At 48.8% G+C, this 26,217-nt stretch carries 20 protein-coding genes and 1 pseudogene; 16 read left to right on the top strand and 5 right to left on the bottom strand.

Features of this window, described 5'->3' with window-relative positions:
* Positions 1-31: 31 nt before the first annotated feature.
* Positions 32-829, top strand: coding sequence for a bacteriohemerythrin (locus tag V5T57_RS06930; protein WP_332890450.1), 798 nt, complete (start codon positions 32-34; stop codon positions 827-829).
* Positions 830-990: 161 nt separating this feature from the next.
* On the opposite strand, the gene nadB is transcribed toward V5T57_RS06930, so the two are convergent.
* Positions 991-2,616: an L-aspartate oxidase gene (nadB, locus tag V5T57_RS06925; protein ID WP_442918178.1), complete on the bottom strand. Its 1,626-nt coding sequence runs from the start codon at positions 2,614-2,616 to the stop codon at positions 991-993.
* A gap of 374 nt (positions 2,617-2,990) precedes the next feature.
* On the opposite strand from nadB, the gene rpoE reads away from it, so the two are divergent.
* From rpoE to V5T57_RS06910, 3 genes are all read left to right on the top strand, one after another.
* The gene (rpoE, locus tag V5T57_RS06920) at positions 2,991-3,614 is read left to right on the top strand and encodes an RNA polymerase sigma factor RpoE (RefSeq protein WP_332890448.1); all 624 of its coding nucleotides are present in this window, start codon (positions 2,991-2,993) and stop codon (positions 3,612-3,614) included.
* A 96-nt stretch (positions 3,615-3,710) separates the two neighbouring features.
* Positions 3,711-4,190 (top strand): SoxR reducing system RseC family protein, encoded by a 480-nt coding sequence (locus tag V5T57_RS06915; RefSeq protein ID WP_332890447.1) that lies wholly within the window; start codon positions 3,711-3,713, stop codon positions 4,188-4,190.
* Between the two features lie 141 nt (positions 4,191-4,331).
* Complete coding sequence (locus tag V5T57_RS06910) at positions 4,332-5,804, top strand: DegQ family serine endoprotease (protein ID WP_332890446.1); 1,473 nt, start codon at positions 4,332-4,334, stop codon at positions 5,802-5,804.
* A 68-nt stretch (positions 5,805-5,872) separates the two neighbouring features.
* On the opposite strand, the gene V5T57_RS06905 is transcribed toward V5T57_RS06910, so the two are convergent.
* Entirely contained in the window at positions 5,873-7,240 is a 1,368-nt protein-coding gene (locus V5T57_RS06905; RefSeq protein WP_332890445.1) for a sulfotransferase domain-containing protein, read from the bottom strand.
* Between the two features lie 143 nt (positions 7,241-7,383).
* Positions 7,384-7,662 carry a hypothetical protein gene (locus V5T57_RS06900; RefSeq protein WP_332890444.1) on the bottom strand — a complete coding sequence of 93 codons (279 nt, stop codon included), beginning with the start codon at positions 7,660-7,662 and terminating at the stop codon, positions 7,384-7,386.
* Positions 7,663-7,965: 303 nt separating this feature from the next.
* Here V5T57_RS06900 and rpsU point away from each other — a divergent pair.
* Positions 7,966-8,154 (top strand): annotated as a pseudogene (gene rpsU / locus V5T57_RS06895) (30S ribosomal protein S21); the annotation flags it as partial.
* A gap of 179 nt (positions 8,155-8,333) precedes the next feature.
* Here rpsU and V5T57_RS06890 read toward each other — a convergent pair.
* A complete protein-coding gene (locus tag V5T57_RS06890; RefSeq protein ID WP_332890442.1) occupies positions 8,334-11,300 on the bottom strand; it encodes an Rne/Rng family ribonuclease in 2,967 nt (988 codons plus the stop codon).
* A gap of 380 nt (positions 11,301-11,680) precedes the next feature.
* On the opposite strand from V5T57_RS06890, the gene V5T57_RS06885 reads away from it, so the two are divergent.
* The 11 genes from V5T57_RS06885 (at position 11,681) to V5T57_RS06835 (ending at position 23,926) form a co-directional block, all read left to right on the top strand.
* Positions 11,681-12,667 carry an RluA family pseudouridine synthase gene (locus V5T57_RS06885; protein ID WP_332890441.1) on the top strand — a complete coding sequence of 329 codons (987 nt, stop codon included), beginning with the start codon at positions 11,681-11,683 and terminating at the stop codon, positions 12,665-12,667.
* Entirely contained in the window at positions 12,664-13,332 is a 669-nt protein-coding gene (locus V5T57_RS06880) for an HAD family hydrolase (protein ID WP_332890440.1), read from the top strand. The genes V5T57_RS06885 and V5T57_RS06880 overlap by 4 nt, the downstream gene beginning before the upstream one ends.
* A gap of 794 nt (positions 13,333-14,126) precedes the next feature.
* On the top strand, positions 14,127-15,530 hold the full coding sequence (leuC, locus tag V5T57_RS06875) for a 3-isopropylmalate dehydratase large subunit (RefSeq protein ID WP_332890439.1): 1,404 nt from the start codon (positions 14,127-14,129) through the stop codon (positions 15,528-15,530).
* Positions 15,531-15,583: 53 nt separating this feature from the next.
* Positions 15,584-16,225, top strand: coding sequence for a 3-isopropylmalate dehydratase small subunit (leuD, locus tag V5T57_RS06870; protein WP_332890438.1), 642 nt, complete (start codon positions 15,584-15,586; stop codon positions 16,223-16,225).
* 72 nt (positions 16,226-16,297) lie between these two features.
* Positions 16,298-17,374: a 3-isopropylmalate dehydrogenase gene (gene leuB / locus V5T57_RS06865; RefSeq protein ID WP_332890437.1), complete on the top strand. Its 1,077-nt coding sequence runs from the start codon at positions 16,298-16,300 to the stop codon at positions 17,372-17,374.
* Positions 17,375-17,500: 126 nt separating this feature from the next.
* Positions 17,501-18,520 carry an aspartate-semialdehyde dehydrogenase gene (locus V5T57_RS06860; RefSeq protein WP_332890436.1) on the top strand — a complete coding sequence of 340 codons (1,020 nt, stop codon included), beginning with the start codon at positions 17,501-17,503 and terminating at the stop codon, positions 18,518-18,520.
* A gap of 385 nt (positions 18,521-18,905) precedes the next feature.
* On the top strand, positions 18,906-20,507 hold the full coding sequence (locus V5T57_RS06855; protein ID WP_332890435.1) for a type IV pilus assembly protein FimV: 1,602 nt from the start codon (positions 18,906-18,908) through the stop codon (positions 20,505-20,507).
* Positions 20,488-21,267 (top strand): energy-coupling factor transporter transmembrane component T family protein, encoded by a 780-nt coding sequence (locus V5T57_RS06850; RefSeq protein ID WP_332890434.1) that lies wholly within the window; start codon positions 20,488-20,490, stop codon positions 21,265-21,267. The genes V5T57_RS06855 and V5T57_RS06850 overlap by 20 nt, the downstream gene beginning before the upstream one ends.
* A 1-nt stretch (position 21,268) precedes the next feature.
* On the top strand, positions 21,269-22,462 hold the full coding sequence (larC, locus tag V5T57_RS06845) for a nickel pincer cofactor biosynthesis protein LarC (protein WP_332890433.1): 1,194 nt from the start codon (positions 21,269-21,271) through the stop codon (positions 22,460-22,462).
* Between the two features lie 139 nt (positions 22,463-22,601).
* Positions 22,602-23,033, top strand: coding sequence for an NUDIX hydrolase (locus V5T57_RS06840; RefSeq protein WP_332890432.1), 432 nt, complete (start codon positions 22,602-22,604; stop codon positions 23,031-23,033).
* A gap of 71 nt (positions 23,034-23,104) precedes the next feature.
* The gene (locus V5T57_RS06835; protein ID WP_332890431.1) at positions 23,105-23,926 is read left to right on the top strand and encodes an alpha/beta hydrolase; all 822 of its coding nucleotides are present in this window, start codon (positions 23,105-23,107) and stop codon (positions 23,924-23,926) included.
* A gap of 134 nt (positions 23,927-24,060) precedes the next feature.
* On the opposite strand, the gene V5T57_RS06830 is transcribed toward V5T57_RS06835, so the two are convergent.
* A complete protein-coding gene (locus tag V5T57_RS06830; RefSeq protein WP_332890430.1) occupies positions 24,061-26,118 on the bottom strand; it encodes a methyl-accepting chemotaxis protein in 2,058 nt (685 codons plus the stop codon).
* Positions 26,119-26,217 lie beyond the last annotated feature (99 nt).

Genomic DNA, 26,217 nt, shown 5'->3' with positions numbered 1-26,217 from the left:
GGGCTGTAAAAATGAGCGAAGGGTGGGGTTAATGGAATCAATTGTTCAGTGGGATGCTTCCTATAATGTTGGTGATGAGACCATCGACCAGCAACATCAGAAGTTATTTGATATTTTTAATCGTCTTTATGCCTTGGTGGAGAGCGGTGCAAGCAAAGAAGATGGTGAACAGGCATTTTTAGAGCTTCTTGATTATACCGATGTGCATTTTACCGATGAAATTGAATTTTATACGGCCTCTGAGTTACCCACGCTTGAAAACCATAAGCTGTTGCACAGAGATCTGCATGGCAAGCTGCTTGGGCTCTATAAAGATTATAACACGCTGGAAAATCCAGTTTTTGAAGCGGAAGAGTGGATCCGTACGTTGCTGTTGCCACATATTCTTGAGCAGGATATGGAGGCCATGCGTGTCTTGAACCGAAAAGAGGCTCTAAAGTGGGAGAGCAGCTATAATGTGGGGGATGACACCATTGATGAGCAGCATCAAAAGCTGTTTGATCTCTACAATGAACTTCATCATCTGAACGAGCAGGGGGCTGGGCAAGAGGATGGCAAAAAGGCCTTGCATGCACTGCTGGATTATACGGAATTTCATTTTAGTGATGAAATTGAGTTTTACACCGCTTCCCGTTTAGAAACCTTGGATGAGCATAAAGAGTTTCACAAGCAGCTCTACAAGGATATCTCTTTACTCTATGACGATTATTACCTGTTGGATAACCCTATTCTCGAGGCCGAGGAGTGGGTCAAGAATAAATTGCTTCCACATATTCTTGAGTATGATATGAAAGCGATTATTTGGATCAAGGCACAACCGGCTGCCTAAGAAAAAGCCCCCTCATTTTCATAAGATTTTGGCTCATGAAAATGGGGGGCTATAAAGGCTTGTAAGACAAAAAATGGACAATGCTCTATCACAGGCCACTGATAGAGCGTTTTTGATCCGTTAGGCCAAAGAACCCTGGCCTGAAACGCATTGAGTAACTCTTATTCGATGGGTAGGATGGTATCTTTCGACCAATCCTCATCATTACGCTCTGGATAATCGGTGGTGAAGTGCAGGCCACGGCTCTCTTTACGGTGCAAAGAGCTCCGAATAATCAGATTGGCTACCAGAGCCAAGTTGCGCAGTTCAATCAGGTTCTGGCTGACTTTACAGTTCCAGTAATATTCATTGATCTCCTGCATGACCATTTCTATCCGGCGGCGGGCACGGGCTAGGCGCTGGTTGCTGCGCACAATACCCACATAGTCCCACATAAAGCGTCGGATCTCCTGCCAATCATGGGCAATGAGAATCTCTTCCTCACAGTTACCTGCTTCATAACTATCCCAAAGAGGCAGTCGGGAGAGTACCGGTCGATCATCGCAGAACAGCTTACTTAAAATGTCGTTATAGGCAGCCTCTGAAAAAACCAAACACTCCAGCAGAGAGTTAGAGGCAAGCCGGTTGGCACCGTGCAGACCTGTGCTGGCAACCTCTCCAATGGCATAGAGACCATCCATATCCGTTTTACCATGAAGATCAGTCACAACCCCACCGCATGTATAGTGCGCTGCAGGCACCACCGGAATGGGTTCTTTGGTCATATCAATACCAAACTCAAGACACTTTTCATAGATGGTGGGGAAGTGGCTTTTGATAAAGTCAGCCCCTTTATGGGTGATATCCAAGTGCACGCACTCTTGTCCCGTGCGCTTCATCTCATAGTCGATGGCGCGGGCTACGATATCCCGTGGGGCTAACTCTTTGCGTGGATGATGACGCTCCATAAAGCGCGTGCCATCTGCCAGAAGCAAATGCCCACCTTCTCCACGTACAGCCTCAGAGACCAAAAAGGATTTGGCCTGAGGGTGATAAAGGCAGGTGGGGTGAAACTGAATGAACTCCATATTGGAAACACGACATCCTGCCCGGTAGGCCATGGCGATACCGTCCCCCGTTGCCGTGTCAGGGTTGGATGTATAAAGATAGACCTTGCCTGCACCGCCACTGGCTAAAATGGTAAAGCGTGCTTGGTAGGTCCGAATAACATCTTTCTCAGTATCCAGTGCATAACAACCGAAGCAGCGATCGTGTTCACTGGGTACAAAGTGTCCAAGTTTATGGGCTGTAATCAGATCAATCGCGATCTGGTTGGGTAAGATCTCGATATTAGGGTGAGCCTGAGCCTTACTAATTAAGGTCTCCATCATGGCACGGCCTGTGGCATCTGCCGCATGAATTACCCGACGACGGCTGTGGCCACCTTCACGGGTTAAGTGGTAGCCACTGCTTGAATCCCCGTTTTTATCAAAAGGGGTGCCAATATCAATAAGGTGTTGGATAACACGGGCACCATTTTCAACCACATGGCGAACAGCTTTGGGTTGGCAGAGCCCAGCCCCTGCTGTCATGGTATCTTCATAATGCAGGATTGAGCTGTCATCCTCATCCAGCACGGCCGCGATACCACCTTGGGCCATCATACTGTTGGATTCACCAATAGGGGCTTTGGTCAGGACTAAAACTTTGCCGTGCTTTGCCAAGCGAATTGCAAGGTCCAAACCGGCAGAACCACCACCTAGAATAAGAAAATCGCTTACAAAACGGCGATCTTGATTACTAACCATCATGAGATTCCTTAAAGCCCCTTGAACCGTGCTCGCCTGCATTACCCTAATAAAACGGGATCATCCTTAATGATAGGGTATTAAGAGGGAGCTCTCCTTAGGTCATCGTAATAAGGAGGTTCCAAACAGTGATTTATCCGACATACTATCGTCATAATCGGTCCTCTACTGTACTCCAATCTGACAGGTGTGCAAAGCAAACCGCGTTTGTTTGGGTGGATAAGTCGGTTTCCATCCTGAAATAGGGATGGATGATGACAGGTGGCCTAATAAAGAAATTTATCGCAACCCCCTATACGGGTGGTGCAAATGCTTGGAAGCCATGCTAGTATCCAGACTCCCAATTTCATCAATGGCGCCTCGGCTTAATTGGGGTGGCGCGTTGGCAACTGGCAGGTAATGGCGTGAACGAAGCGGACAGCATCCTGGTCGATAAGGCTAAAGAGGGCGACAAAAAAGCCTATGAGGTCCTGGTACGTAAATACCAGGGCAGGGTAGCCTCTGTGATCTCCCGTACAGTTTCAGACCCTGTGCGTGTTCAGGACTTAACGCAAGAGGCCTTCCTGAAGGCCTATCGTGCTTTGCACCATTTTAGGGGCGATGCCGCTTTTTATACTTGGCTCTACCGTATTGCGGTTAACACGGCTAAAAACTTTGTGATGTCCCAGGATCGTGGTGTCCCCATGAGTGACCTGGACTTTGAAGATGCCGATCGACTCTCTCCCCAGCTGCGTGATTACGATACCCCTGAAAATCAGGTGCTCCGTGGCGAGTTGATGGATGCATTAAAAATTGCCATTGATGAGCTGGCCCCAACCATGAAACAGGCTATTGCTCTGCGCGATCTGGAAGGTAAATCCTACGAAGAGATTGCAGAGATCATGGATTGCCCCATTGGTACGGTACGCTCACGTATTTTCCGTGGTCGGCAAGAGATCGTCAATAAGCTAAAAGACCATGTACCTAATGGTAATCTGGCTGGCAATCACGGACTGTAAGTACATTTCTATATAGCCCTGTTCAGGGTTAGACGAACTTTTCCCTTAGTCAAGACTCAAACGCCTTGAATCCCACATCTGTTGAGGTATCTGATCATGATGCAAGAACAAGGTAAAGTTGTTGAGCTAGAAGGTGATTTTGCCATTATTGCCACCGAGCGTAAAAGTGCCTGTGGCAACTGTGGTGGTGAAAGTAGCTGTAATACGCTTTCTGGTGGCCTGGGTAAAAAACCCATTCTGTTCCGTGCCTATAATGAAGCAGGCGCGAAACGCGGGGATCATGTCGTTTTAGAAATACGTGAAGGTGCTTTTCTCTCGGCCTCCTTCATGGCCTACCTGCTCCCCCTGATCGCGCTTTTCGTTGTGGCTCTCTTTGTACGCAGTATTGGTTTGAATATGGGCATGATGGTAGAAAATGCGGAAGGGGTGGGGGCTCTATGTGGTTTGGCTGCTCTAGGAGGGGTCTTCATGTGGATGCGTCGCTACTATGCTGGTCAGGATATCAAGCCTGACGATATGCCTGTTGTCCGTACAATTGTCCACGCTACCCGTATTCCTATTGTACCTTCTGCCTGAAACAGTGCGAAGGATCTGTGATCCTTCTAACGTTTAAGGCATATCAGTCGTTACTTGTATGAGACTAAACATTAGCTCGTGCTGCCGAGGTATGTTTTTTTACCGGGCTCAGTGCGCTTATCCGTTTAGAGGGTGAAATCCATGACATCTGCTTTGTCCCCTTTTTACCGTATCCTATTGGTCATCTTTGCGGTTTCCCTAGCTATGTTTGGGGGTGTACAAGCCTCCCATGCCAAAGCTGGATTTCCCAATTTGGTGCCATTGGTTAAAAAGTTGAAACCGGTGGTGGTCAATATCAGTACCACCCAATCGGTCAAACGTCAGAGTAAATCGCCAGATGGTAAGAAGCGAAAAGATTTTGAAGGTACACCCTTTGAGGAGCTGTTTAAGCATTTTTTTGACCGCTTACCTGATCAAGGGCGTTCTTTTAAGTCCAACTCACTGGGTTCAGGGGTCATTGTTGATGCCAGCGGATATATTCTGACCAACTATCATGTCATTGATAAAGCGACGGAGATTACCGTAAAGCTGCATGATGAGAGTGAGTACCGTGCAGAGGTTGTGGGCAAAGACAAAAAAACAGATCTGGCACTGATTCGAATTCGCGCGGATAAACCTCTTGCCGTGGCGAAATTAGGGAACTCTTCCCGTGCTGAGGTAGGATCTTGGGTGATGGCCATTGGTAATCCGTTTGGTTTAGAAGCCACGGTGACAGCAGGGATCATCTCTGCCAAGGGGCGTGTGATCGGCGCCGGTCCCTACGATAATTTTATCCAGACCGATGCGGCCATTAATCCCGGTAACTCGGGTGGCCCTCTGTTTAATCTGGATGGTGAAGTGGTGGGGATTAATACCGCGATCTACTCCCGTGGGGGCGGTAGTGTTGGTGTCGGGTTTGCCATTCCGGTTAATCTGGCCAGTAATGTGATGGAGCAGCTTAAAAGCAATGGTCATGTTGAGCGGGGTTGGCTAGGGGTACGTATTCAGACCATTACCAAAGAGCTAGCAGAAGCCTTGCAGTTGGATGACCGGTCAGGTGCGCTGGTGGCTGAGGTGATCGAAAAAAGCCCAGCAGCAAAAGCGGGGATTCGCTCAGAAGATGTCATCATCTCCTTCAACGGTAAGCATGTTACCAAGATGAACACCTTGCCTGCTATTGTTGCCAATACGCCTGTAGGGGCCCGGGTGCCGGTTAAGGTTAAACGCGGGGGTAAAGAGCGCACCCTGTGGGTACGCATTGCCAAGTTGAATGATGGAAAAAAAGGTAAGGGTTCCCGTTCCGGTCAATCTGGTAAAGAGCCTGAAAAGAGCGATGGGGCTGCCATCAAAGAGCGGCTTGGTTTGACGGTTGCAGAGATGGATAGTGCGCTTGTTAAACGTTTAAAGCTGCCTGAAGATATTCAGGGGGTCGTCATTACCACTGTGCATGGTGACAGCAGTGGTCAAACAGCGGGCTTAAACCGTGGGGATGTCATTACCCAGTTCAACCGCAAGACGATAAAAAGCATAGATGATCTTGCTGGCGCGCTGAATACGGTTAAGAAAAACAGCATGACCTTGGTCTATGTCATCCGTAATGGTGAGCCACTGTTTATCCCCATAAAAGTAAAATAACCCAACCAGCAGGGGTTCTGTGTCTTTACCACAGAACTCCTGGTTTGGTTAGGGGTTCTGTGCAACACCTACCAGTTAAAATCCTCTTCGTATCCCCAGCCGATTAAATGCATGCCGATCAACGTTTTGGTCAGGTGCTTAAGATCATCATCAAAATGCGACTGCCAATCTCCTGCTTGCCCTTTTCGTTTAAAGCCTTGGGGCTCTTGCTCATTGCTTAGTGTTTGGGATTTGGCTTCGAAGGCTGTTTCTTGAATGACACGATCTAGGTCAGATTGATGGTAGGGCATCCCAATAAAGTCTGCCAGTTGGCCAACTGCCTCTGCTTTGTGGTTAACCATATCTTCAAAACGGGTAAAGAGGATCGGTAGGTCGGTCTTTTGCCAGCTCTCAACCCACTGCACCATGGCCGCAGTGAGGGAGAGTGAGGCGTGCTCGGCAAAGGAGCTGCCTGCCAATAAAAGGCTTAGAGCCTGCTTTTGGCTGATGTTCCTTAATAAATTGCCCATTTGATTGCTGTGGTGAGACAGTGTTTTGCTTTGGTAATGGTAAAAAGAGACAAGCTGATCCCTTGGGTCACGTAGCTGTACAATGACCCGATAGTCGTTTGTTTTTAAATAGGCGACAAATTCAGGATCAGGGAACCAGTGGCCTAACAGAAAATGTTGTGCTGGAATATTTTGATACAGTTCGGGAGCTATGGCCTGCATACCTTCTGAAGGCCAGTGGTGTTGTAGGCCTGTTAGGCTACGCATCACATCTGAGAGTAAATAGGTTCCACACTTGGGGTAAGAACAGATCACAAATTTATGCTTGGGGCCTGCCCCCCCTTTTGCTTCCGTAGGGTGGGGAACATTCTGATGGGTCGGGAGATGGGTCTTTACTAAGGTAGGGTCTGTTTTAAGGACCTGTTGAAAGTGTGGCCGGCTTAGCTGTTCCTGATCATGGCGAAGATAGGCCAAGGCTAACCCCATATGACTTTTTGTATTGGCAGGGTTGACCATGAGCTCTTGTTTAAAAGCTTCTATACTCTGTTCATAATATTCATGCTTTAGATAAGCTGCACCTAACTGGTGGTAGACCTCATTGTTGGCTGAGGCATACTTTTTTGCAGCCAGTAGGTACTCAAGCCCCATCTTTTTCTGGTGGGCGAGTAAACAGAACAAATGACCCTGACGTATTAAAGCATGAGGGTCTGTGGGCACCAATTGGAGGTATTTGTTGAGATAGTCCCGTTCGGCATCTTGATCGTTAAGCTCTTTTGCCAGGTGTGAGAGATGCAGCAAGATGTCTGAACGATTGGGGTCATGGGCTAACAGTTGTTGATAGTTCTTTGCGGCCTTTTGATAATCCCCATGTTTGTGGGCGAGCAGTGCCGTTCGATAGAGCAGAAGCATCGCATCTTGGTTGCCCTGTGTGGTATCGCTCGCGGCCATGTTTGCATCCTCATTTAATGATTAAAAGCTGCTGCTTTAGAATGCAAAAGCCATTCCTGTGCCTCTGATGAGATGCAAAAAGGCCCTGTACCGAATGGGTACAAGGCCTTTTTGTGATATAGGCTCTGACGGAAGGAGAGAGCTTATACAAAGATATCAATAATGCCCCCGGGGCGGGCAGCGCTCGTATTTACATCTGGCTGTACCACTTTGCTGGCATTTTCAGCCATAAAGCCATCATCCCCAGTACGGGTAAGGCTGTGGACACGACGGGTGCTTTCGTTTAGTCCTGTTTGATCAGCCGCTAAGGTTTGTTGTCTAGATGCTGTGATATCATTGACGTTAAGCTGGTTTTGATCCAGCCGTCGGGCGTTTTGCGCAAGATTAAGATTACCACCTACCATTACACCAGAAATGGCCATAATGTTTCCCCTCTTGAAAATGGGTTCCCCGTTGATTTTTACGAGGTTTCCATTCGATCAACCGTTATCATTCTAGGCAACTTACTATTCTTAGAATAATTCAATTTTCAATAAGTTGCAAATGGATGACCGAATCTCTGTTTGACCTAATACGGCATGGTTGCGTTAAATCATCTCATATTTATCAAAAAAGGGTCGCTTTCTCCTTGCATTAGGCGGGGTGAACCGCTAGTATGCGCGCTTCTTTATTTAATGGATTATTCCATACAACCCAAACCAAACCTTGAGAGGGGGTGATGTACTGTGCGGGTTGATGTCTATGATAACAATGTGGACCAAGCTATTCGCGTTCTGAAGAAGAAGATGAACCGCGAGGGGATGTTCCGCGAGATGAAGAAACGCAAGTTCTTCGAAAAGCCCTCCGAGCGCCGCCGTCGTAAGAAGGCCGAGGCGATTCGTCGTCTGCGTAAGAAGCTGCGCCGCGCTTCTCTGGCTGGGCTTCTGTAAGAAAACATGCTTGTGTGGGTCTATCCACATCAAACATGGCTGTAAAAAAGGAGAACCTTTTAGGTTCTCCTTTTTTTATGCCTTAAGCGATGTCATAAAAAAAGAGACGGCGCGATTAAAGAATCGCGCCGTCTCTTTTTGTGCATGTCAACTGAAGTGTGTTTTTACTCTGTATCAGTCGAAGGGCTTTCAGCCGTCGTTGTCGGCTCTTTTGCTGGGCTTTCAGCTTTTTCTGTGCTCGCTTCGTCACCATCACTCTTTGGTTTGGCCGCTTTTTTAGGGGCGCGTTTGCGGGTGGTGGTGGTTGCCCGTTTGCGAGGTTTGCGTGCCGCTGGTTTTTTCTTAACCTCTGGCTCATCATCACTTGGTGTTGATGAAGCTTCTGCGCTTACCTCAGTCTCAGACTGTTCTGCGGGTGTCGCCTCTTCTGTGCTCTTTTTAGGGGCAGCCTTTTTGCGAGGGGTCGTGGTCCGTCGCCGACGTTTTGGCTTCTCCTCAGCTGCTTGATCAGCTGTAGGTGATGCCTCATCCGTTTTAGGCTGTTCGGCCGACTCTTCCGTTGTGGTCTCTTCAGCCGCAACCTTTTTTGCCGCAGGCTTTCTCCGTTTACGCACGGGTTTTTTCACAGCTTTGGCCGGGGCCTCTTCTGCGGCAGCCTCTTCAACCACAGGCTGAATAGCGGGTTGAGGTTCAGCTTTTGCCTCAACAGCAGGTTCAAACATGCTGGGTTGAGGGGTGTCTGGCTCTGGTACAACCAAGACAGGCTGAGGTGTGTCCGGCTGCTCCTCAATCAGTAGAGGAGGAGGAGGGGGCTCATTAGAAGAGGTAGATACCTCAACCGGCTTGGCCTCTTCATGGCTCGGTGGCTGTGGTGCCTCGGAACTTTGTTCGACCGCTTCTGTTGTCTGGGCTTGCTCCTCCTGAGAAGCAGCCCGACGACGGCGACGGCGGCGGCGACGTTTTTTGCTGGGTGAGTCTCCGCTGCTATCTGCAGTATCAGAGGCGGATGCTTCACCTTCACTGGCTTCACCTTCGCTGGCTTCACCATCATTTGTCTCACCGACCACTTCAGAGCTCTCTGTCTCTTGGGTGGGGCTATCACCACTCTGTTCCTGCTGCTCTTCACCTGGAGCACCATCTGTACGATCACGATTACGCTTGCGTTTACGGCGGCGCTTGCGTTTTTTACCTTCAGATTTGCCCTCTTCACCTGCTTCAGGTGTCTCGCTACTCTTTTCTTCACCTTCCGACGGCTGAACGGCTGGGCTGCTTTCCTCTTTGGCTTCACGCTCTTTATTGGGCTCTTCTTGTGAGGTGCGTGCCACGCGATCTTTACGGAAATGAGGGGTCTGTAGCTCAGGGTCAATCTCGATCAGAAGCTCAAGATCATTCTCAATTTCCAGCTCGACCATCTGTCTGCGTTTATGGTTGTGCAGATAGTTGGCAACATCGGCAGGTGCATGGTAGATAAGCTTAGAAAAGCGACCGCTACTTGTATCTTCTTCAATACAACGGAACAGGCGAATGGCTGTGGATTCTACCGAACGAATGGTTCCCAGACCTGTGCAGCGCGGGCAAACCTCACGGTTACTCTCATTGAAAGCCGGTTTCATACGTTGGCGCGAAAGCTCCATGAGACCAAACTGGGAAATTTTCCCGAGCTGGATTTTGGCGCGATCGCCTTTTAAAGCCTCTTTCAGGCGTTTTTCTACTTCGCTGTTGTGCTTTTTTTCTTCCATATCAATGAAATCAATGACAACCAGCCCACCTAAATCTCTTAGGCGTAGCTGGCGTGCGATCTCATCAACAGCCTGCATATTGGTTTTAAAGGCGGTGTTTTCTACATTCTTCTCTTTGGTTGATCGCCCTGAGTTGATATCAATGGAGACCAAAGCTTCCGTTGGTTCAATAACCAGGTATCCACCAGATTTGAGCGAAATGGTACGCTCATGCATCGATTCAATTTGATGCTCTACCTGATAACGGGAGAAAAGAGGAATGCGATCTTTATAAGGTTGAACCGCTTTGACATAACGGGGCATCAGCAGTCGCATGAAATCCTTACCACGGCGGTAAGCTTCATTGCCTTCAATCAGAATCTCTTCCATTTCTGTGGAGTAGAGATCCCGAATAGTACGGATAATCAGGTCGCCCTCTTCATGGATTAAAGCAGGACCATTACAGGTCTCCACTTTGTCCTGAATGGTTTTCCATAAACGGGTCAGGTAGCTCATATCCCGTGTGATCTCACGCTTGGTGCGTTCCATACCTGCAGTACGGATGATCAGGCTAACCTCTTGGGGAATTTCCATGCTGGCAAGCATGGTCTTCAAGGCTTTTCGAGCCTGGTTATCCATGATTTTACGGGAAATACCACCACCACCTGAGTTTTCAGGGAGCAAAACGGTATAGCGCCCTGCCAGGGAGATGTTGGTGGTTAAGGAGGCGCCTTTGGTTCCGCGTGCCTCTTTAACCACCTGCAACAGCAGGAGTTGACCTTTTTTCAAGATATCCTGAATAGGGATTTGGCGACGGCGACCACGGCCACCGCGGTCGTTGCCCCGGCGGCGGCGGCCACCACCTTTGTCTTTATCGCTTTGAGAGGGCTCTTTGGCTTTGTTTTCAGCTATAGCCTCTGTAGGCGGCTCTTCTGTGTTACCTGGTTCCCCAGTTGCGCTGTTTTCTTCAGGCTCAGATGTAACCTTTGCCGTCTCAGCTTTTTGCTCCTCTTGTTCCGTTTGTTCATCTGCTATCACGGGTTGCAAAGAGGGTTGTTCGCTGTTTTCTGGTGCCGATTCCGAAGGCTGTTCCGTTTGTTCAGCAGGCTGAGTTGAGGCGGGTTGTTCGGGAGGGGCTTCAGAAGGTTCTTGAGGTTCTGGGGGCTCTTGCACAGGGTAGTATTTGGGGTTAACGTCGTTGACGGAGAGGAAACCCTGCCGTCCACCGTTAAAGTCTACAAAGGCTGCTTGTAGAGAGGGCTCGACCCGGGTAACCCTGCCCAGGTAGATGTTGCCTTTGATCTGAGCCTTGGTGCAGGTTTCGATATCCAGATCAATCAGGCGTTGATCGTGGACAATAGCGACGCGCACCTCTTCAGGATGGGTGGCATCTACCAGCATACGCTTGGTCATGTGAATTATTAACTCCGTATGGTTAATCGTACGGCGCCTCTTCAACATGTAGCCCCATTAATTGTTAACACCGATTAAGGTATTAAGTGGCTACAGTATGGCGCACGAGGCGATGTATGTTTTTTCAGGCGGGGCTCTGTGCCATCCGCCAAACTGACTGATTCATTAAAGAATGGTACTCTTCAGGCTTAAAATAGTGGCCTGTGATTTTCTGTGTTAGAACTTTTTTATTCCTAAATAACCATTAAAATAAGGAAGATACCACATTCACGAACGAACAATTGTATGCATTGTGCGTTCAAACAGGGACTTTTACGTCCGTGTTCGGTAAGCTTCCGTGCGATGATTCTACGTACCTCAATCAAGAAAAGCAACGAACCGTGCCGGAAAATTCGAAACCAACAAGTGTCCGTACAGTAACTGTGGACGAAGAGTATGCTGGGTCCCGACTGGATAAATTTTTAAAAAGTCAGATTCCTGGTGTCCCATTCTCTCTTATTCAACGCCTCATGCGTACCGGGCAGGTACGGGTAAATAAAGGGCGTGCCAAGGGAGATCGGCGTCTTGCGTATGGGGATCTGGTGCGTATTCCACCGGTTCATCCCCCTAAAACTGAACAGAGTGATGGTAAGCGCCAAGCTAAAATTAAAGAGCAAGCACCCAATATTGAAGCCCGTACTGTGTTTCGGGACGGATGGATCTTGGTGTTGAATAAGCCGGCTGGTATACCCGTTCATGGCGGTAGTGGGCATGATTGGGGCATTGTGGATGCGGTGCGAGCAAGCTTAGAGAAATTGGGAATTGAAGCCCAGGCTGAGCTATGCCACCGACTGGATAAAGATACATCAGGTCTGCTGTTGTTTGGGCTTCGTCCCCGTGCCGTGCGACAACTCACCGAGGCCATGCGCGAAAATAAGGTTGGCAAGACCTATCTGGCTTTGGTGCAAGGGGTGCCTGAAAAACGGCGTGGCGTGATTGAACAACCCTTAAGCAAGGGGGTTGTGCGCGGTGGAGAACGTATGGTTACGGTCGAGCAGGGTGGGCAGGAGGCTGTTACGCACTACCGTGTTGTGCGGGACTTTGGCTCAGCCTCGCTTGTGGAGGTGCAGCTGGAAACAGGGCGCACCCATCAAATTCGGGTACATATGCAGCATTTAGGGCATCCGGTGGCTGGCGATGGTAAGTATGGGGATAAAACCTTTAATAAATGGATGCGGGAGCGTGGTTTGAAACGCCTGTTTTTGCATGCGTCTGAACTGATTTTTGCCCACCCCCATGAAAAAAGGATGATGACCTATCAAGCGCCACTGGAAGCTGAGTTGCAAAAGGTGGTGGACCGTATGTTGTGGGAAGGGGAAAATCTATGAGCAGCCGCTATGAGTTGGTGATCTTTGATTGTGATGGAACCTTGGTCGATAGTCAGGGTGGAATCGCTCACGTCTTAAACCTGGCTTTAAAAGAGGTCGGGTTGCCTCAGGTCACCCATGCCCAGGCTGGTTCTATTGTGGGGCTCTCTCTACAGCAGGCTGCCGATACGTTGTTGCCAGATGCAACGGCAGAGCAGCGTACGCAGGTGGTCGATTATTATCGTAAAATCTATCGCACCATGGCGGATGAAAAACAGCTGGACCATCCTCTGTTTCCTGGGGTTAAGGAGACGTTGGAAAAACTGCAAGCTGATGGGGTGACATTGGCTGTAGCGACAGGCAAGTCTATGGCAGGTATGCAACGAACCATCAGGGATCATCACCTGGAAGGTTTTTTTGTGGCGGTTAAAACGGCCGATTGTGCGCCCTCCAAACCCAATCCTGGTATGGTACAGCAAATTTTAGATCAAACACTTATTCCCCCAGAGCTTACTTTGATGGTTGGGGATACCACCTTTGATATGGATATGGGGCGTGCAGCTGGTGTTGATACCTGTGCTTTCCCTTCTGGCTGTCACCCCCGCGAATATTTAGAGCGCTGCGGGCCCAGCCATTGGGTTCATGAAATTCCTCAGGTTTTGGATCTCAAACCCATACGAAACTAAATGACCGATCGTCTCCCCCTATAATACAAGCTGTTATGGGTTCTGCGCCCGTAGGTAGATGTAGGGGGAGGTGATAGTCGTTGGTTCTTGGGGAGATGGCTTAAAGCTAAAGATACTTTCCTGGGTCCCCCTACCTTTGCCTGTTGTGGGACTATTCCTCTTCTTTGAGCCTGTTTGTTCATCTGATTAGAAAAGAGCGACCAGCCCGCCTATGGCTGTCTTGTTTCTCGTCTTCTCCCTCTCCTTAAATATTTCGCGTTTATAGATGTCTAACCTGTCTCGCTTTGCCCCTTTTCTAAGTGGGGGGGCTGCTGGGCAATCTGTTTTTCTTTTATGGTATGGGGGGGGCGGGGGCATTGAGGGTGTCCAGTGTTTTCTGCTCAGAAAAAATAGCGGTGTAACTGTAGGGGGGCAAGCCTGAGTATCACCTGCCTAAGGGGTGGGGCTGGCTGGTTAGATCAGAGCTGGCGCATGCACGAAGTATAAGATGTTTTAAAATAGTATAAGCCTATTAAACAGTGTGTTGGATGGTGAGTTGTGCGGGCTGTTAAGGGATGTCTTATCGGGGAATCTCTATGGTCCATTTGGATAAGTATGCCAAGCTTATAATAAATAGATTCTATTTGGTGGGGGGCTCTATAGCCTGTCGGAGAGCTGCCCCTTGAAAAAAATGTGTTTTTGGCGTAAATAAATGGGTTCCCATAAAAATGGACACACGATCTGGAAGTGGGTGTCCACGCAGCTTACCTGTTTACACAGACGCTGTGCTACACAGGGTTTTGTCGAGGAGTATCATGAGCGCCCAAACGCTGTTTGAAAAAATCTGGAATGCGCATCTTATTCGTACCGATGAAGATGGCACAAGTTTGATCTATATCGACCGGCATCTGGTTCATGAAGTAACCAGCCCTCAGGCTTTTGAAGGGCTACGCCTGACCGGTCGCCAAGTTCGCCACCCTGAAGCCACGTTCGCGGTGCCGGATCATAACGTACCTACCAAGGATCTGGCGGGTGGCATTAAGGACCCCGTCTCCAAGCTACAGGTGGATACGCTGGATAATAACTGTTCAGCCTTTGGTATTACCGAATTTAGCATGGGTGATATCCGCCAGGGTGTGGTGCATGTCATGGCTCCTGAGCAGGGAATCTCATTGCCAGGCTTTACCATGGTGTGTGGAGACTCCCACACAGCAACCCATGGGGCTTTTGGTGCGCTGGCTTTTGGTATTGGTACCTCTGAAGTGGAGCATGTTCTGGCCACTCAGACACTGATGCAAAAACGGCCCAAGACCATGTTGATCCGTGTGGATGGTGAGCTGCCAGAGGGGAGCACTGCAAAGGATATTATCCTCTACATCATTGGTCAGATCGGAACAGCTGGTGGAACTGGTTATGTCATCGAATTTGGGGGGAGTGCCATTCAGGCTCTCTCCATGGAAGGGCGAATGACTGTCTGTAATATGGCCATTGAAGGTGGTGCCCGGGCCGGTATGGTCGCTGTGGATGAAAAAACCATTGAATATGTCAAAGGTCGCCCTTTCGGTCCTAAAGGGGACGAGTGGGACAAAGCTGTAACTTACTGGAACACCTTGCATAGCGATGAAGGGGCCAAGTTCGATACTGTCGTTGAGATCAAAGCCTCGGACATTGTCCCCCAAGTTAGTTGGGGGACCTCCCCTGAACTGGTTGCCAATGTGGATGGTAAGGTACCCAACCCTGCCGATGCGGGTGATAGCATAAAGCAGGGGGCTATGGAGAAGGCGTTGGCTTATATGGATCTAAAAGCCGGTACGCCCATTACAGACATCGCTGTGGATAAGGTCTTCATTGGTTCTTGTACCAATAGCCGTATTGAAGATCTGCGTGCTGCTGCGGTTGTAGCCAAAGGCAATAAGGTTTCTGCTGCCATTAAGCTTGCCATGGTGGTGCCTGGAACAGGCTTGGTTAAGCAGCAGGCTGAAAAAGAAGGTCTGGATAAGATCTTTGTTGAGGCTGGTTTTGAGTGGCGTGAGCCTGGCTGTTCCATGTGTTTGGCCATGAATGATGACGTGCTGGAGCCTGGTGAGCGTTGTGCCTCCACCTCCAACCGTAATTTTGAAGGGCGTCAGGGTAAGGATAGCCGTACCCACTTGGTTAGTCCGGCTATGGCCGCTGCGGCAGCCATTAAAGGGCACTTTGTGGATATCCGTAACTGGTGATCTGACCGGTCTTCTAGAAGACCGTTGAACGAAAAGAGAAGAAGAGGTTATCCATGGAAGCCTTTACAAAATTAACCGCTATTGCCGCTCCTTTGGATCGTGCCAATGTGGATACTGACGCCATTATTCCCAAGCAGTTTCTCAAGTCCATTAAGCGTTCAGGCTTTGGACCGAACCTGTTTGATGAGTGGCGTTATTTGGATCAAGGGCAACCCGGTAAGTCCAATGAGGGGCGCCCCTTAAACAAAGCGTTTGTACTCAACCTGCCGCGCTATGCCGGGACTCGAATTTTGCTTGCTCGGGATAATTTTGGCTGTGGTTCCAGCCGTGAGCATGCCCCTTGGGCGTTGCAGGATTTTGGTTTTAGGGTTGTGATCGCCCCAAGCTTTGCAGACATTTTCTTCAACAACTGCTTTAAGAACGGTATTTTGCCCATTGTGCAAGATGCCGAGGTTGTCGAGAGTCTGTTCAAAGAGGTTGAGGCTGAGGAAGGTTATCAACTGACCGTTGATCTGGAAACTCAAACTATTTCAACACCTAAGGGTCGTGATATCTCTTTTGATGTTGACCCGTTCCGTAAGCACTGCCTGCTAAATGGGCTGGATGATATTGGTCTAACACTGCAGCATGTCTCTGATATTGAAGCTTACGAATCCAAGCGCAAAGCCGAGGCTCCTTGGTCTTTCCTCGGTTAATAGCATAGACGCGTGGTGCTGGTTGTAGCCCGCACCACGCTGTAAAAACCAACAATAAGGCGACATAAGACAATGGCTAAGAAGGTTCTGGTTCTCCCCGGTGATGGTATTGGTCAGGAGATCACTGCAGAGGCAGTGAAAGTATTGAATTGGGCCATCAGCAATGGTGCAGATCTTACCCTGGAAGAGGGGCTGATTGGTGGTACCGCCTATGATGCGACCGGTACCCCCTTGCCTGAAGAGACCATTACCAAAGCCAAGGCCGCCAATGCTGTACTACTGGGCGCTGTCGGGGGGACCAAATGGGAGCCCCTGGATATCAGTGTTCGGCCTGAAAAAGGTTTGCTGGGTATCCGTAAAGCATTGGATCTCTACTGCAACCTGCGTCCTGCGGCGGTTTATCCTCAGTTAGCAGATGCTTCCACCCTTAAAAAAGAGGTGGTTGCTGGTATTGATATCATGGTGGTGCGTGAGCTTTCTGCTGGTATCTACTTTGGTTCTCCTCGTGGTGTGGAAGATCTGGGTGATGGCCGTAAAAAGGGCTATAACACGCTGGTTTACACAACCGATGAGATTGAACGTATTGCCCGTAAAGCTTTTGAAGCTGCTCGTAAACGCGGTAAAAAAGTGTGCAGTGTGGATAAAGCCAATGTTCTGGAGTCCACCGAGCTGTGGCGTGATGTGGTCACCGAACTGCATCAAAAAGAGTACAGCGATATCGAGCTAAGCCACATGTATGTCGATAATGCGGCAATGCAGTTGATCCGCAATCCACGTCAGTTTGATGTGATTGTGACAACCAACATGTTCGGCGATATTCTGTCAGATGCAGCTTCGATGTTGACGGGCTCTATCGGGATGTTGCCTTCTGCCAGCTTAGGTGATCAGTTTGCACTCTATGAGCCTATTCATGGCTCAGCACCTGATATTGCAGGTAAAGGTGTGGCTAACCCACTGGCAACGATTTTGTCGGTGAGTATGATGTTGCGTTACTCGTTAGATCTGGTTGATTTGGCGGATAAAATTGATGCGGCTGTGACGACGGTTCTCGACCAGGGGTTACGTACTGGTGACATCATGCAAGAGGGGATGAAGCAAATGAATACCGCTCAGATGGGTGATGCCGTTATTGCGGCGCTGAATGCTTAACCAAGTATATTGAACCTTTGCAACCCACGTGGTGGGGTAGGGGTGGCAAGGGTTTAAGGCAAAGCTGACATGGGCATAAGCCTATGTTGGTGCTCCAAACATTTTCTTAGAAGTGGGAATTGTACCATGCGTACCTATAATGTGGCAGTCGTGGGCGCCAGCGGCAACGTGGGCCGTGAAATGCTCAAGATTCTTGAAGATCGTAACTTTCCTGTGGGGAACGTCTATCCCCTGGCCTCTGAGCGCTCAGCAGGTAAAAAGGTCCCTTTTAAGGATGGCGAGCTGACGATTGAAAACCTAGAGACTTTTGATTTCTCTAAGGTAGAAATTGGCCTGTTCTCACCTGGGGCGAGTGTCTCCAAGATCTATGCACCCAAGGCTGCTGAAGCGGGGTGTGTGGTGGTTGATAATACCTCCTTTTTCCGTATGGATCCTGATGTTCCTCTGGTGGTTCCTGAGGTTAATCCTGACGCCATTGCGGAATACAAGAAGAAGGGGATTATTGCCAACCCTAACTGCTCAACCATTCAGATGATGGTGGCTTTGCAGCCTATCCATGAACTGGGTACCATTGAGCGTATCATTGTGAGCACCTATCAGGCCGTGTCTGGTGCTGGTAAAGATGCCATGGATGAGCTGTTTGAGCAGACCCGCTCAAAATATGTGGAAGCGCTTGAGGTTCCCCCCAAGAAGTTCACCAAGCCTATTGCGTTTAACTTGATCCCCCAGATCGATGTCTTCCTAGATAATGATTACACCAAGGAAGAGATGAAAATGGTCAATGAGACCAAAAAGATCATGGATTCTAGCATTGGTGTGACCGCCACGTGTGTTCGTGTGGGTGTGTTTAATGGCCATGCTGAGTCTATTACGGTGGAAACCAAGCGCAAGGTGACCGCTGCTCAAGCTCGTGAAGCCATGGAGAAAACCGAGGGCATCACTGTTGTGGATAACCCCGCTAAACTGGAGTACACCACACCTGTAGAGGCCTCTGGTGAGGATCCTACTTTTGTCTCACGTATTCGTGAAGATGAGAGTAAAGAGAATAGCCTGAACCTGTGGTGTGTTGCAGATAACTTGCGTAAAGGTGCAGCCCTCAACGCTGTGCAGATCGCTGAAGTTCTGATCCGCGATCATTTGAAATAAGCCTGTTTATTTCACAGCTGATTCATTAAACGCCCGTTCCTTATTGGAACGGGCGTTTTTTTATGGGGTCTATTGTGTTGGTTATAAAAAAAGGGGGGCTCGTATAGGGGGGATGGTTTGCTACGATCATTATTTTTAGGTCACGTTTTATAAAAAGAGTGGTGTGGTAGAGCTGAAGAGGAGGTCATTAGATGCTCTGAATGGGGCAAGATCGTTGGTGTCCCGTAAGGGGGGATGAACACTATAAACCTGTCATAGGTTTCTAAATAGGGGGGTGTTTATCGAAAAACCCTCTTTTTTTACGTTTAAGGTCAAGAGTTGACGGATAAACGCCGAAACAAATCGAAGGAGAAGCTTGTTTTTAGGGATGAAGAGGGTTGAGCATATGTTGAAACAGAAGCTTGCAATGGTGGCTGTGGCACTTTTTGGTTTGGTGACACAAGTCTTTGCTGGGGTCCAATTCAGCCAACCGATGCTCTATAGTGGCATTGGACAGCCTCTTCATCTGCAGATCGCAGTCCAGGATAGTGCGGGTGGAGAGTCACCACGGGTAGGGATTGCCAACCGCGGTGCATACCAGCAGCTATTAGGTATGGACATGCCCCTGGTCGTCTATCAGGCCGAGGTATCCGTTCAAAAAAAGGATCGGTTAGCGCTTTACACCATTCGGGGCCGCATCCCGGTGGAAGAGCCTCTCTTCCCTGTGTTACTCAACTATCAGGATACCTATGGGGTTGTTCATTATCATGCATTCAATGTGTCCTTGAAATTGAATGCACTTGATCCTGCAACCTTAATGCCTCAGAAACAGCCCAAGTTTCGGCATAATACTCTGCCGTACAACCCTTCACCGACAGCCCGATATGGTGATCCAACCCCGCAATCTCCGGCTCCCCAGGTACAAACTTTGGGTGCCCAGCCAGGGTTAATTCCTCCTGTGCCAGTAGAGTCTCAGCTCTCTGTCGCGTCTCGCTCTTTGGCAGAAAAAGAGATCACTCGTCTTGCCAACCAGCTACGTCAAAACACAACCCTGGATCTGGCGCGCGCTCAAGTTGGAATTTGGCTGGCTAATCGGGATCGCTTTAACCAACAAAATATGTTTGGTGGGGTGCAACAGGGGGCGCAGATTCGTTGGCCAGAGCCACAAGATATTGCGCAGTTGCCCCTCGATAAAAGTAAGAAGATGATTCAGCAACAGCAACGCTTGTGGGCAAAAAAACCGATGCAGGCCCCCATTATTTCCATCTCAGAGTTAGAGCGTAAACTTAAGCGAGATGGTGTCTTGGTGACCCATGATGCACCGTACAAAAAGTCTGTAAAATCTGATGAGACTGTAAGTAGTCAACCAAAATCACAGGGTCATGTTCTGCCGGTGCCACCGGCTAAACCTATTCTTAAGGTGACACCTGCCCCTTCTCAAAAAGCCCCTAAAGCTAAGAAACCCAAAGATGTAGAAAAAGAGACCGTAACAGCTTCCAAAAAAGAGTTAGCCAAAAAGGTTGCGCTACCAGATATGGCGCCTAAAGCTATTGTTAAACCGGTGGAGATGGTTGAACAACAGGCGACCAAGCCATCCGTTAAAACGGTAGACAAAAAGAGTGAATCAGCTCATGTGGCTAAACAAGAGCCCAAGCGCGTTATTGAGCATATTAAAGTTCCAGCAAAGCCTGACAGCCAGAAGAGGGTGAGGATGGATGAAGATTTGCCGCCCGCCACAAAACTGGTTAGTGACCGCGAAGCCATGATGAAAAGACGTATCCAGGCATTGGAAAAACGTTTGGTCATGATGGAAGGTGAAAACCAACAAATAGAAGAGGCCTCTGAGTATCTTCCTTGGATTCTTTCTGGACTTATGGGACTGATTGCCGGTATTGGTGGTGTGCTGTTAGCCATGCGTATGCAAGACCGTAAGGATGAGGACGAGGATGAGGGGATCTGGGAAGACGACCTGGAAGATGATGACCTTGATGAGGTGGAGAAGCGTTAACCGACGCATTTCCAAGCCTATGCCCGTGGCTGCGGGTGCAAAGATGGTCGCCCTGTTATTGATGTTATGGCCGGTCATGGCACTACCTGTTACCCATCTTGCTTGGGGCAGTTCTTTCGGTTTGTTGTTGCTGGCCACCTTTATTCAACGTCAACCTTTGTCTCCCTTGTTTGTATTATGGTGGCGGTTACGTTGGTTGTTCCTGGGCATTGTCTTGCTGCATGGTTTTATGACGCCAGGCCACCCCATAGTTCAACGCTTTGGGGACTTGCTGACACAAGAGGGGTTGATGCATGGGGGTATACAGAGTGCCCGACTCATCATCTTTACAGGGTTTGGCTTGCTGTTTGTGCAAAATACAACAGCGATACAGATTTTAACGGCGCTAAATCGGTGCCTACCCAGGCAGGGCTGGTTGAATAGGTATGGGCAACGGCTCATCAACCTGCTGGGGTTTACACTATTGAGTGCCCCTAGAATGGTCTCGATGGGTAATCAGCTGCAACAGGCGTTGCAACTGCGCAGGAGAGATCAAACCCAACAAGGGCTCCTCGGCTGGCTTAAAGGGTGGCAATTACGCGGTGAGCTCCTTCTCAACCGTATTTTAGATGATCTTCCTGCCCATGAAGAGGCCTTACGTGTACGGGGTTTTGATCATGAACTGCCACGGTTCTCTGCAACCCATCAAACATGGGGTGTGCGAGAAGGGGCCATACTCAGTGGACCAATAGCCGTAACACTCATGGGAATATGGCTTTAGAATGAACATCTTTCTAGATCTGACCTCCGGTATTGCAGGGGATATGTTTGTTGCCGCCTGTCTAGATCTGGGGGCTGACCAGTCTCAGTTGGAGCAAGCTTTAAACTCCCTAGATCTCCCTCCTTGGCATATGGTGGTGACTGAAACGACACGTGGGGGGCTAAGAGGTAAACATCTTCAGTTCCAGTTCCAGCCCGAACATCACCATCGACACCTAAGTACCATCCTTCAATTAATTAAGCAATCTCAACTCAGTGCGGCTGTTCAGAGGCGGGCTGAGTCGATTTTTACACTGCTGGCAAAAGCTGAAGCACATGTACATGGGGTTGACGTGCAGCAGGTGCATTTTCATGAAGTAGGCGCACTGGATGCTATTTTAGATGTTTGTGCCGCAGCGTGGTGTTTAGAGCATTTGTCTGTTGGGCAGGTGTACGCTTCCGCTTTACGTGTGGGGCAGGGCATGGTGCGCTGTGCGCATGGTCATATGTCGGTGCCCGTTCCTGCTGTGACACAGATGATTCAACAGCATGCTATTCCTGTTTTACCTATGGATGATGAAAAACTTCAAGGGGAGTTGGCGACACCGACAGGTGTGGCCATTTTGGCCCATTTGAAGGGGGAATATGGGGGGAACCCTCTGTCCCGTTTTGACCATGAAGGGGCTGGGTTGGGGAGTCGTGAGTTTTCCAGTCACGCGAACCGATTGCGCATTCTGGCGATGGTGAACCAGGAGAAACAGCGTGATTTACAGCAGGAGTCTGTCACGGTTTTGGTTGCGCATATTGACGATATGGATCCCCAGTGGCAAGGCCCTCTCTATGGTCTACTGTTATCTGCTGGTGCATTAGATGTCTCTATTGCGCCAGCCATGATGAAAAAAAATCGTTTGGGCGCGCGCATGGAGGTGTTATGTCACCCTCAAAATCAAGAAGAGCTGGCACGGTTGTTACTGATGCATACCACCACACTGGGGGTACGTTATGAGACAACCCAGCGCTGGGTGTTGTCACGCAAGTTGGTTGCCTATGAGACGCCGTGGGGTCCGCTAAGCGTAAAATGGGTAGACGCAGTGCCGAGATTGGAACATGATGACCTGTATCACATTGCCCAAAAACAGGGGTGGGGTTTACCTCATGCCCAGTGGCAGATTATGCAGTGGTTAAGTGCACACCTTAATGGTGTAAAAATGTCATAAATCACTCCCCTATGACAGATGCATAAATAGCGTGCAAACTCCTATGCATAAAAGAGTTTCCTGCTTTAATCACGCCATATTTATATGGTAGAAGCATGGGGACCTTTATCTGATATGTACATTATGGAGATGTTGCCCTATGGATTTGACTGCAGCCAAGCTTGTCTATCATCAATCTGCCGTGATCCCTGTGCGACGCCATGCCAAAGGGCAGTGGCAGGTTTTGATGATCACAAGCCGTAAGCGTCGTCGTTGGATTTTTCCCAAAGGTATGGTTGAGCCAAAAATGAAGCCAAGGGATTCAGCGGCTAAAGAGGCCTTGGAAGAGGCAGGTGTGAAAGGGCGGGTGGATAAGGTAGCGCTGGGTAGTTATAGAATCAAAAAGCGGCGTGGTGTTTGTGAGGTTGAGATCTATGCGCTATATGTTGATAAGATATTAAAAAAATGGCAGGAAGATTTTCGTAAACGACGGTGGGTTGATTTAGCCGATGCCCCGAAAAAGGTTGGTGAATCTGGTTTTCTCCCTTCACTGAAGGCATTATCCAATCGTTTGTCCAGTCGTTCTCACTAGTTCCCTTTGTTTCTAACAGCTTAATGCTCTATGCTATTAAGCTTCTGTGATGTCAAACAGAGGATTTTCTCATGCATTGGGCGCTCTGGGTTGGAACCATTCTGTTTTTTTATGCCGGTGTCTGTGCCTTCATGTTTTTTACACAGGAACGGCAGGTGTTTGTACCGCCTAGAGATTGGCGCACAACCCCGGCAGAATGGGGGCTAGATTATGAATCTGTTCAGCTTAAAAGCGAAGATCATCTTCTAAGTAGTTGGTTTCTACCCGGAGAGTTGCATAAACCTGTGGTGCTTTTTTTCCATGGGAACGCCAGTAATATTGGTGACCTTTCTGATTATGCCCGACTGTTTCATGGTTTGGGTTACAGCAGTTTATTATTGGATTACCGAGGGTATGGCCAAAGCCAAGGTAAACCTTCCGAACAGGGGCTCTATCAGGATGCGCAGGTTGCTCTGGCCCATCTGGTCCAGACTCGGCGTTTCAAACCAGAGCGGGTTATTCTATTTGGACACTCGCTTGGTGGTGGACCTGCAACATGGCTAGCGGTCCATGAACCGGTGGGTGGCTTAGTGTTGGAAGGGACGTTTACCTCGATACCTGATCGTGCAGCGCAGCTCTATCCTTGGTTACCCATAAGGATGTTGGCACATATCCAATTTCCCAATTTAAAAAATATACGTGATGTCAAGCTGCCTTTATTGATTATCCACAGTCAGGAAGATGAAATTATCCCTATTGAACATGGCCGTACCCTCTACCGAACGGCTGTTGGGGATAAGAGCATGGTGACGACGGTTGGTCCCCATGATGGCGGTGTTGAACTCAATATAGAGGCTATTCGAAATGGGCTCATCGGTCTTGAGGGGCGTATGAAGGTCTATCACCAACAGTAATCGTTTGAGCCTGTTTATCGTGTGGCTAAAGCGGGACCATATCGGTCTCTCGTAGAATGTAGAGGCTGTGCATGTTAGATGCAGGTTCAATCCTACAATAGATAAAGCCCAACAGTATGGCAGACAGCAACGGTTTAACTTTTAAATCGGTCCAACATGCGGTTCAGCTCAGAGGCTACACCCGTTAACCCGCTGGAGTTTTCTTTGACATCAACACTGAGCGCATTGAGCTCCTGAACCACTTGTTTAACCTTGACCATGGCACCTGTCACATCCTGCGAAGCGTCTGAAGCATCGCCTACATGACCTGCAATACCCGCACTAGCTTGCGCTGCACTGGATACATTTTGAGCGGCATGTTCCATATCGGTAGAAGAGCTAGCCACATTGCGGGTGACATCCTGAATACGCTGCGAGATCTCTTGGACCTGAGAGTTTAAGGCGACCATATCCTGTGCGGTATCGGTCACTTGATGTGAAGCTTCTTGGGTATCATTGGCAACAGAGATCATAGAACCATTGATCTCTGTCACAGCGGCCCCTTGATCCACCATAGATTCAAGAATCTCTTCATTGGCCAGTGCAATTCGATCAATCGCTTCAACAACTGTGTGGGATACTTCAGCGACCTGTTTGGTGTGTTGCTGGATTAATGTGATTTTGCTAGAGATCATTTTGGTGGCATCGCTGGTCTGCTTGGCCAGATCTTTAACCTCATTGGCAACGACGGCAAACCCCATGCCTGCCTCACCCGCGCCAGCGGCTTCAATAGAGGCATTAAGGGCCAGCATATTGGTTTGGTGGGCAATGTTGCTGATGAGCCCTACGACATTACCAATCTCTTCCGCTGCTGAGGTTAGGTGGGCCACGACATCGGTAATGCTATTGGATCTTGCTTTAGCATGATCCGTCTCTTGAGTAGCGCTTTCGCATTTATTGCGTACATCCTGCAGTGCGACGGTTATGGCATCCAGGCTAGAGGCAACTGAACCCACGACTTCTGTCGTACGCTCCGTGGTGGTGCTCACTTGCGACATACCATCACAGGCCTGTTCTGACACACTGGCAACGGCCATTAGGCTTTCACTGGCCTGATCTGCGGCCGATGCAATGGAGCTACTTCCCTGGTTAATACGGGTCATGAGCTGCGAAGCGGACTGCATATCACCATTCAAGCGTTCGGTCTCATGAGAGATGGCATCCATACCGTCATTGGCGCTCAGTGTGGCACCTGTTGCGGCCTCTGTTCGTCTGGCCATCTCTTCAGAGGCGGCAAACATACTCTCCGACACCTGTACCAGCTTCTGTGATGCCTCAGAAACCTGTCTGGCGTTCTGTTTGGTATTGACAACAATGCCTTGAATGACCTCAACAAAGCTATTAAACCAGCTGGTGAGGTTGCCCAGTTCATCTTTACGGTTTTCGGGTAGGCGATGGGCTAAGTCAGGCTCTTCACCTTCGGCAAATTCACGCATCTGTTTGGTCAGATGTTGAATTGGGCGAATAATCATACCGGCATAGAGATACGCAGAAACCAGTGTGATCATGATAAAGACAACGATCGCTAAAATGAGTAACTGCTGGCTGGTTGCGGTTTGAGATTTACTATTTTGAACAACCGTTTCAATCTGCGCATTGGTTTTTAATACCCCTTGGCTTAAGGTCACTGTGCCATTGAGGTCGGTTGAAAGTGTCGTTAACCCTTCAACCTCTTGATCAATTTTATCGGTAAACTGCTTCATCTGTGTGACAGACTGCTTCAACCCAATCAGGGCTTCACGCTTGGTTGTCTCTTGCAGATCGGTTACCTCATCTGCAATATCCATTAACATATCTTGAACTTCGCCCTCAGGTAGCTCTTCAACAATATCCTCTACATTTTGAGCCAGGTCGGTTAAGGCTTCTGAAATTTTGCGGATTTTCCGGTCGGTAATACGTATACGTTGGTTGGCTTTTGAAATATCAACAGCAATGGCACTGAAGTTGGCAGAGGTGGTCGATAGTTTTTGATCGACACTCAAAATGCGTTCTTGAGCATTTTGGCTGTTTTTTACACCAAGGCCTGTTTTTTCTAAAATAGATTGAAAGCCTTCGTTAAGTTGCCCAAAGAAAAGGTGCGTAAAAAACAGCAGTAGAACCATGAGCAAGCTCATGACAATACCGTTACCGATTATTTTCTGTTTCAGTGTCATCCGTTACATCCCCCCAACCATCCTTAAACCAGCATATGCCCTGTTTGAGATTTAGTGTTTCCCCATGTGCACTAAAAATATGACGTGTGCTTGTGATAT

The sequence above is a fragment of the Magnetococcus sp. PR-3 genome, from assembly GCF_036689865.1.
GTDB lineage: Bacteria > Pseudomonadota > Magnetococcia > Magnetococcales > Magnetococcaceae > Magnetococcus.
Note: the sequence above shows the minus strand (reverse complement) of the source record. Positions and strands in the feature narration are given on the sequence as shown.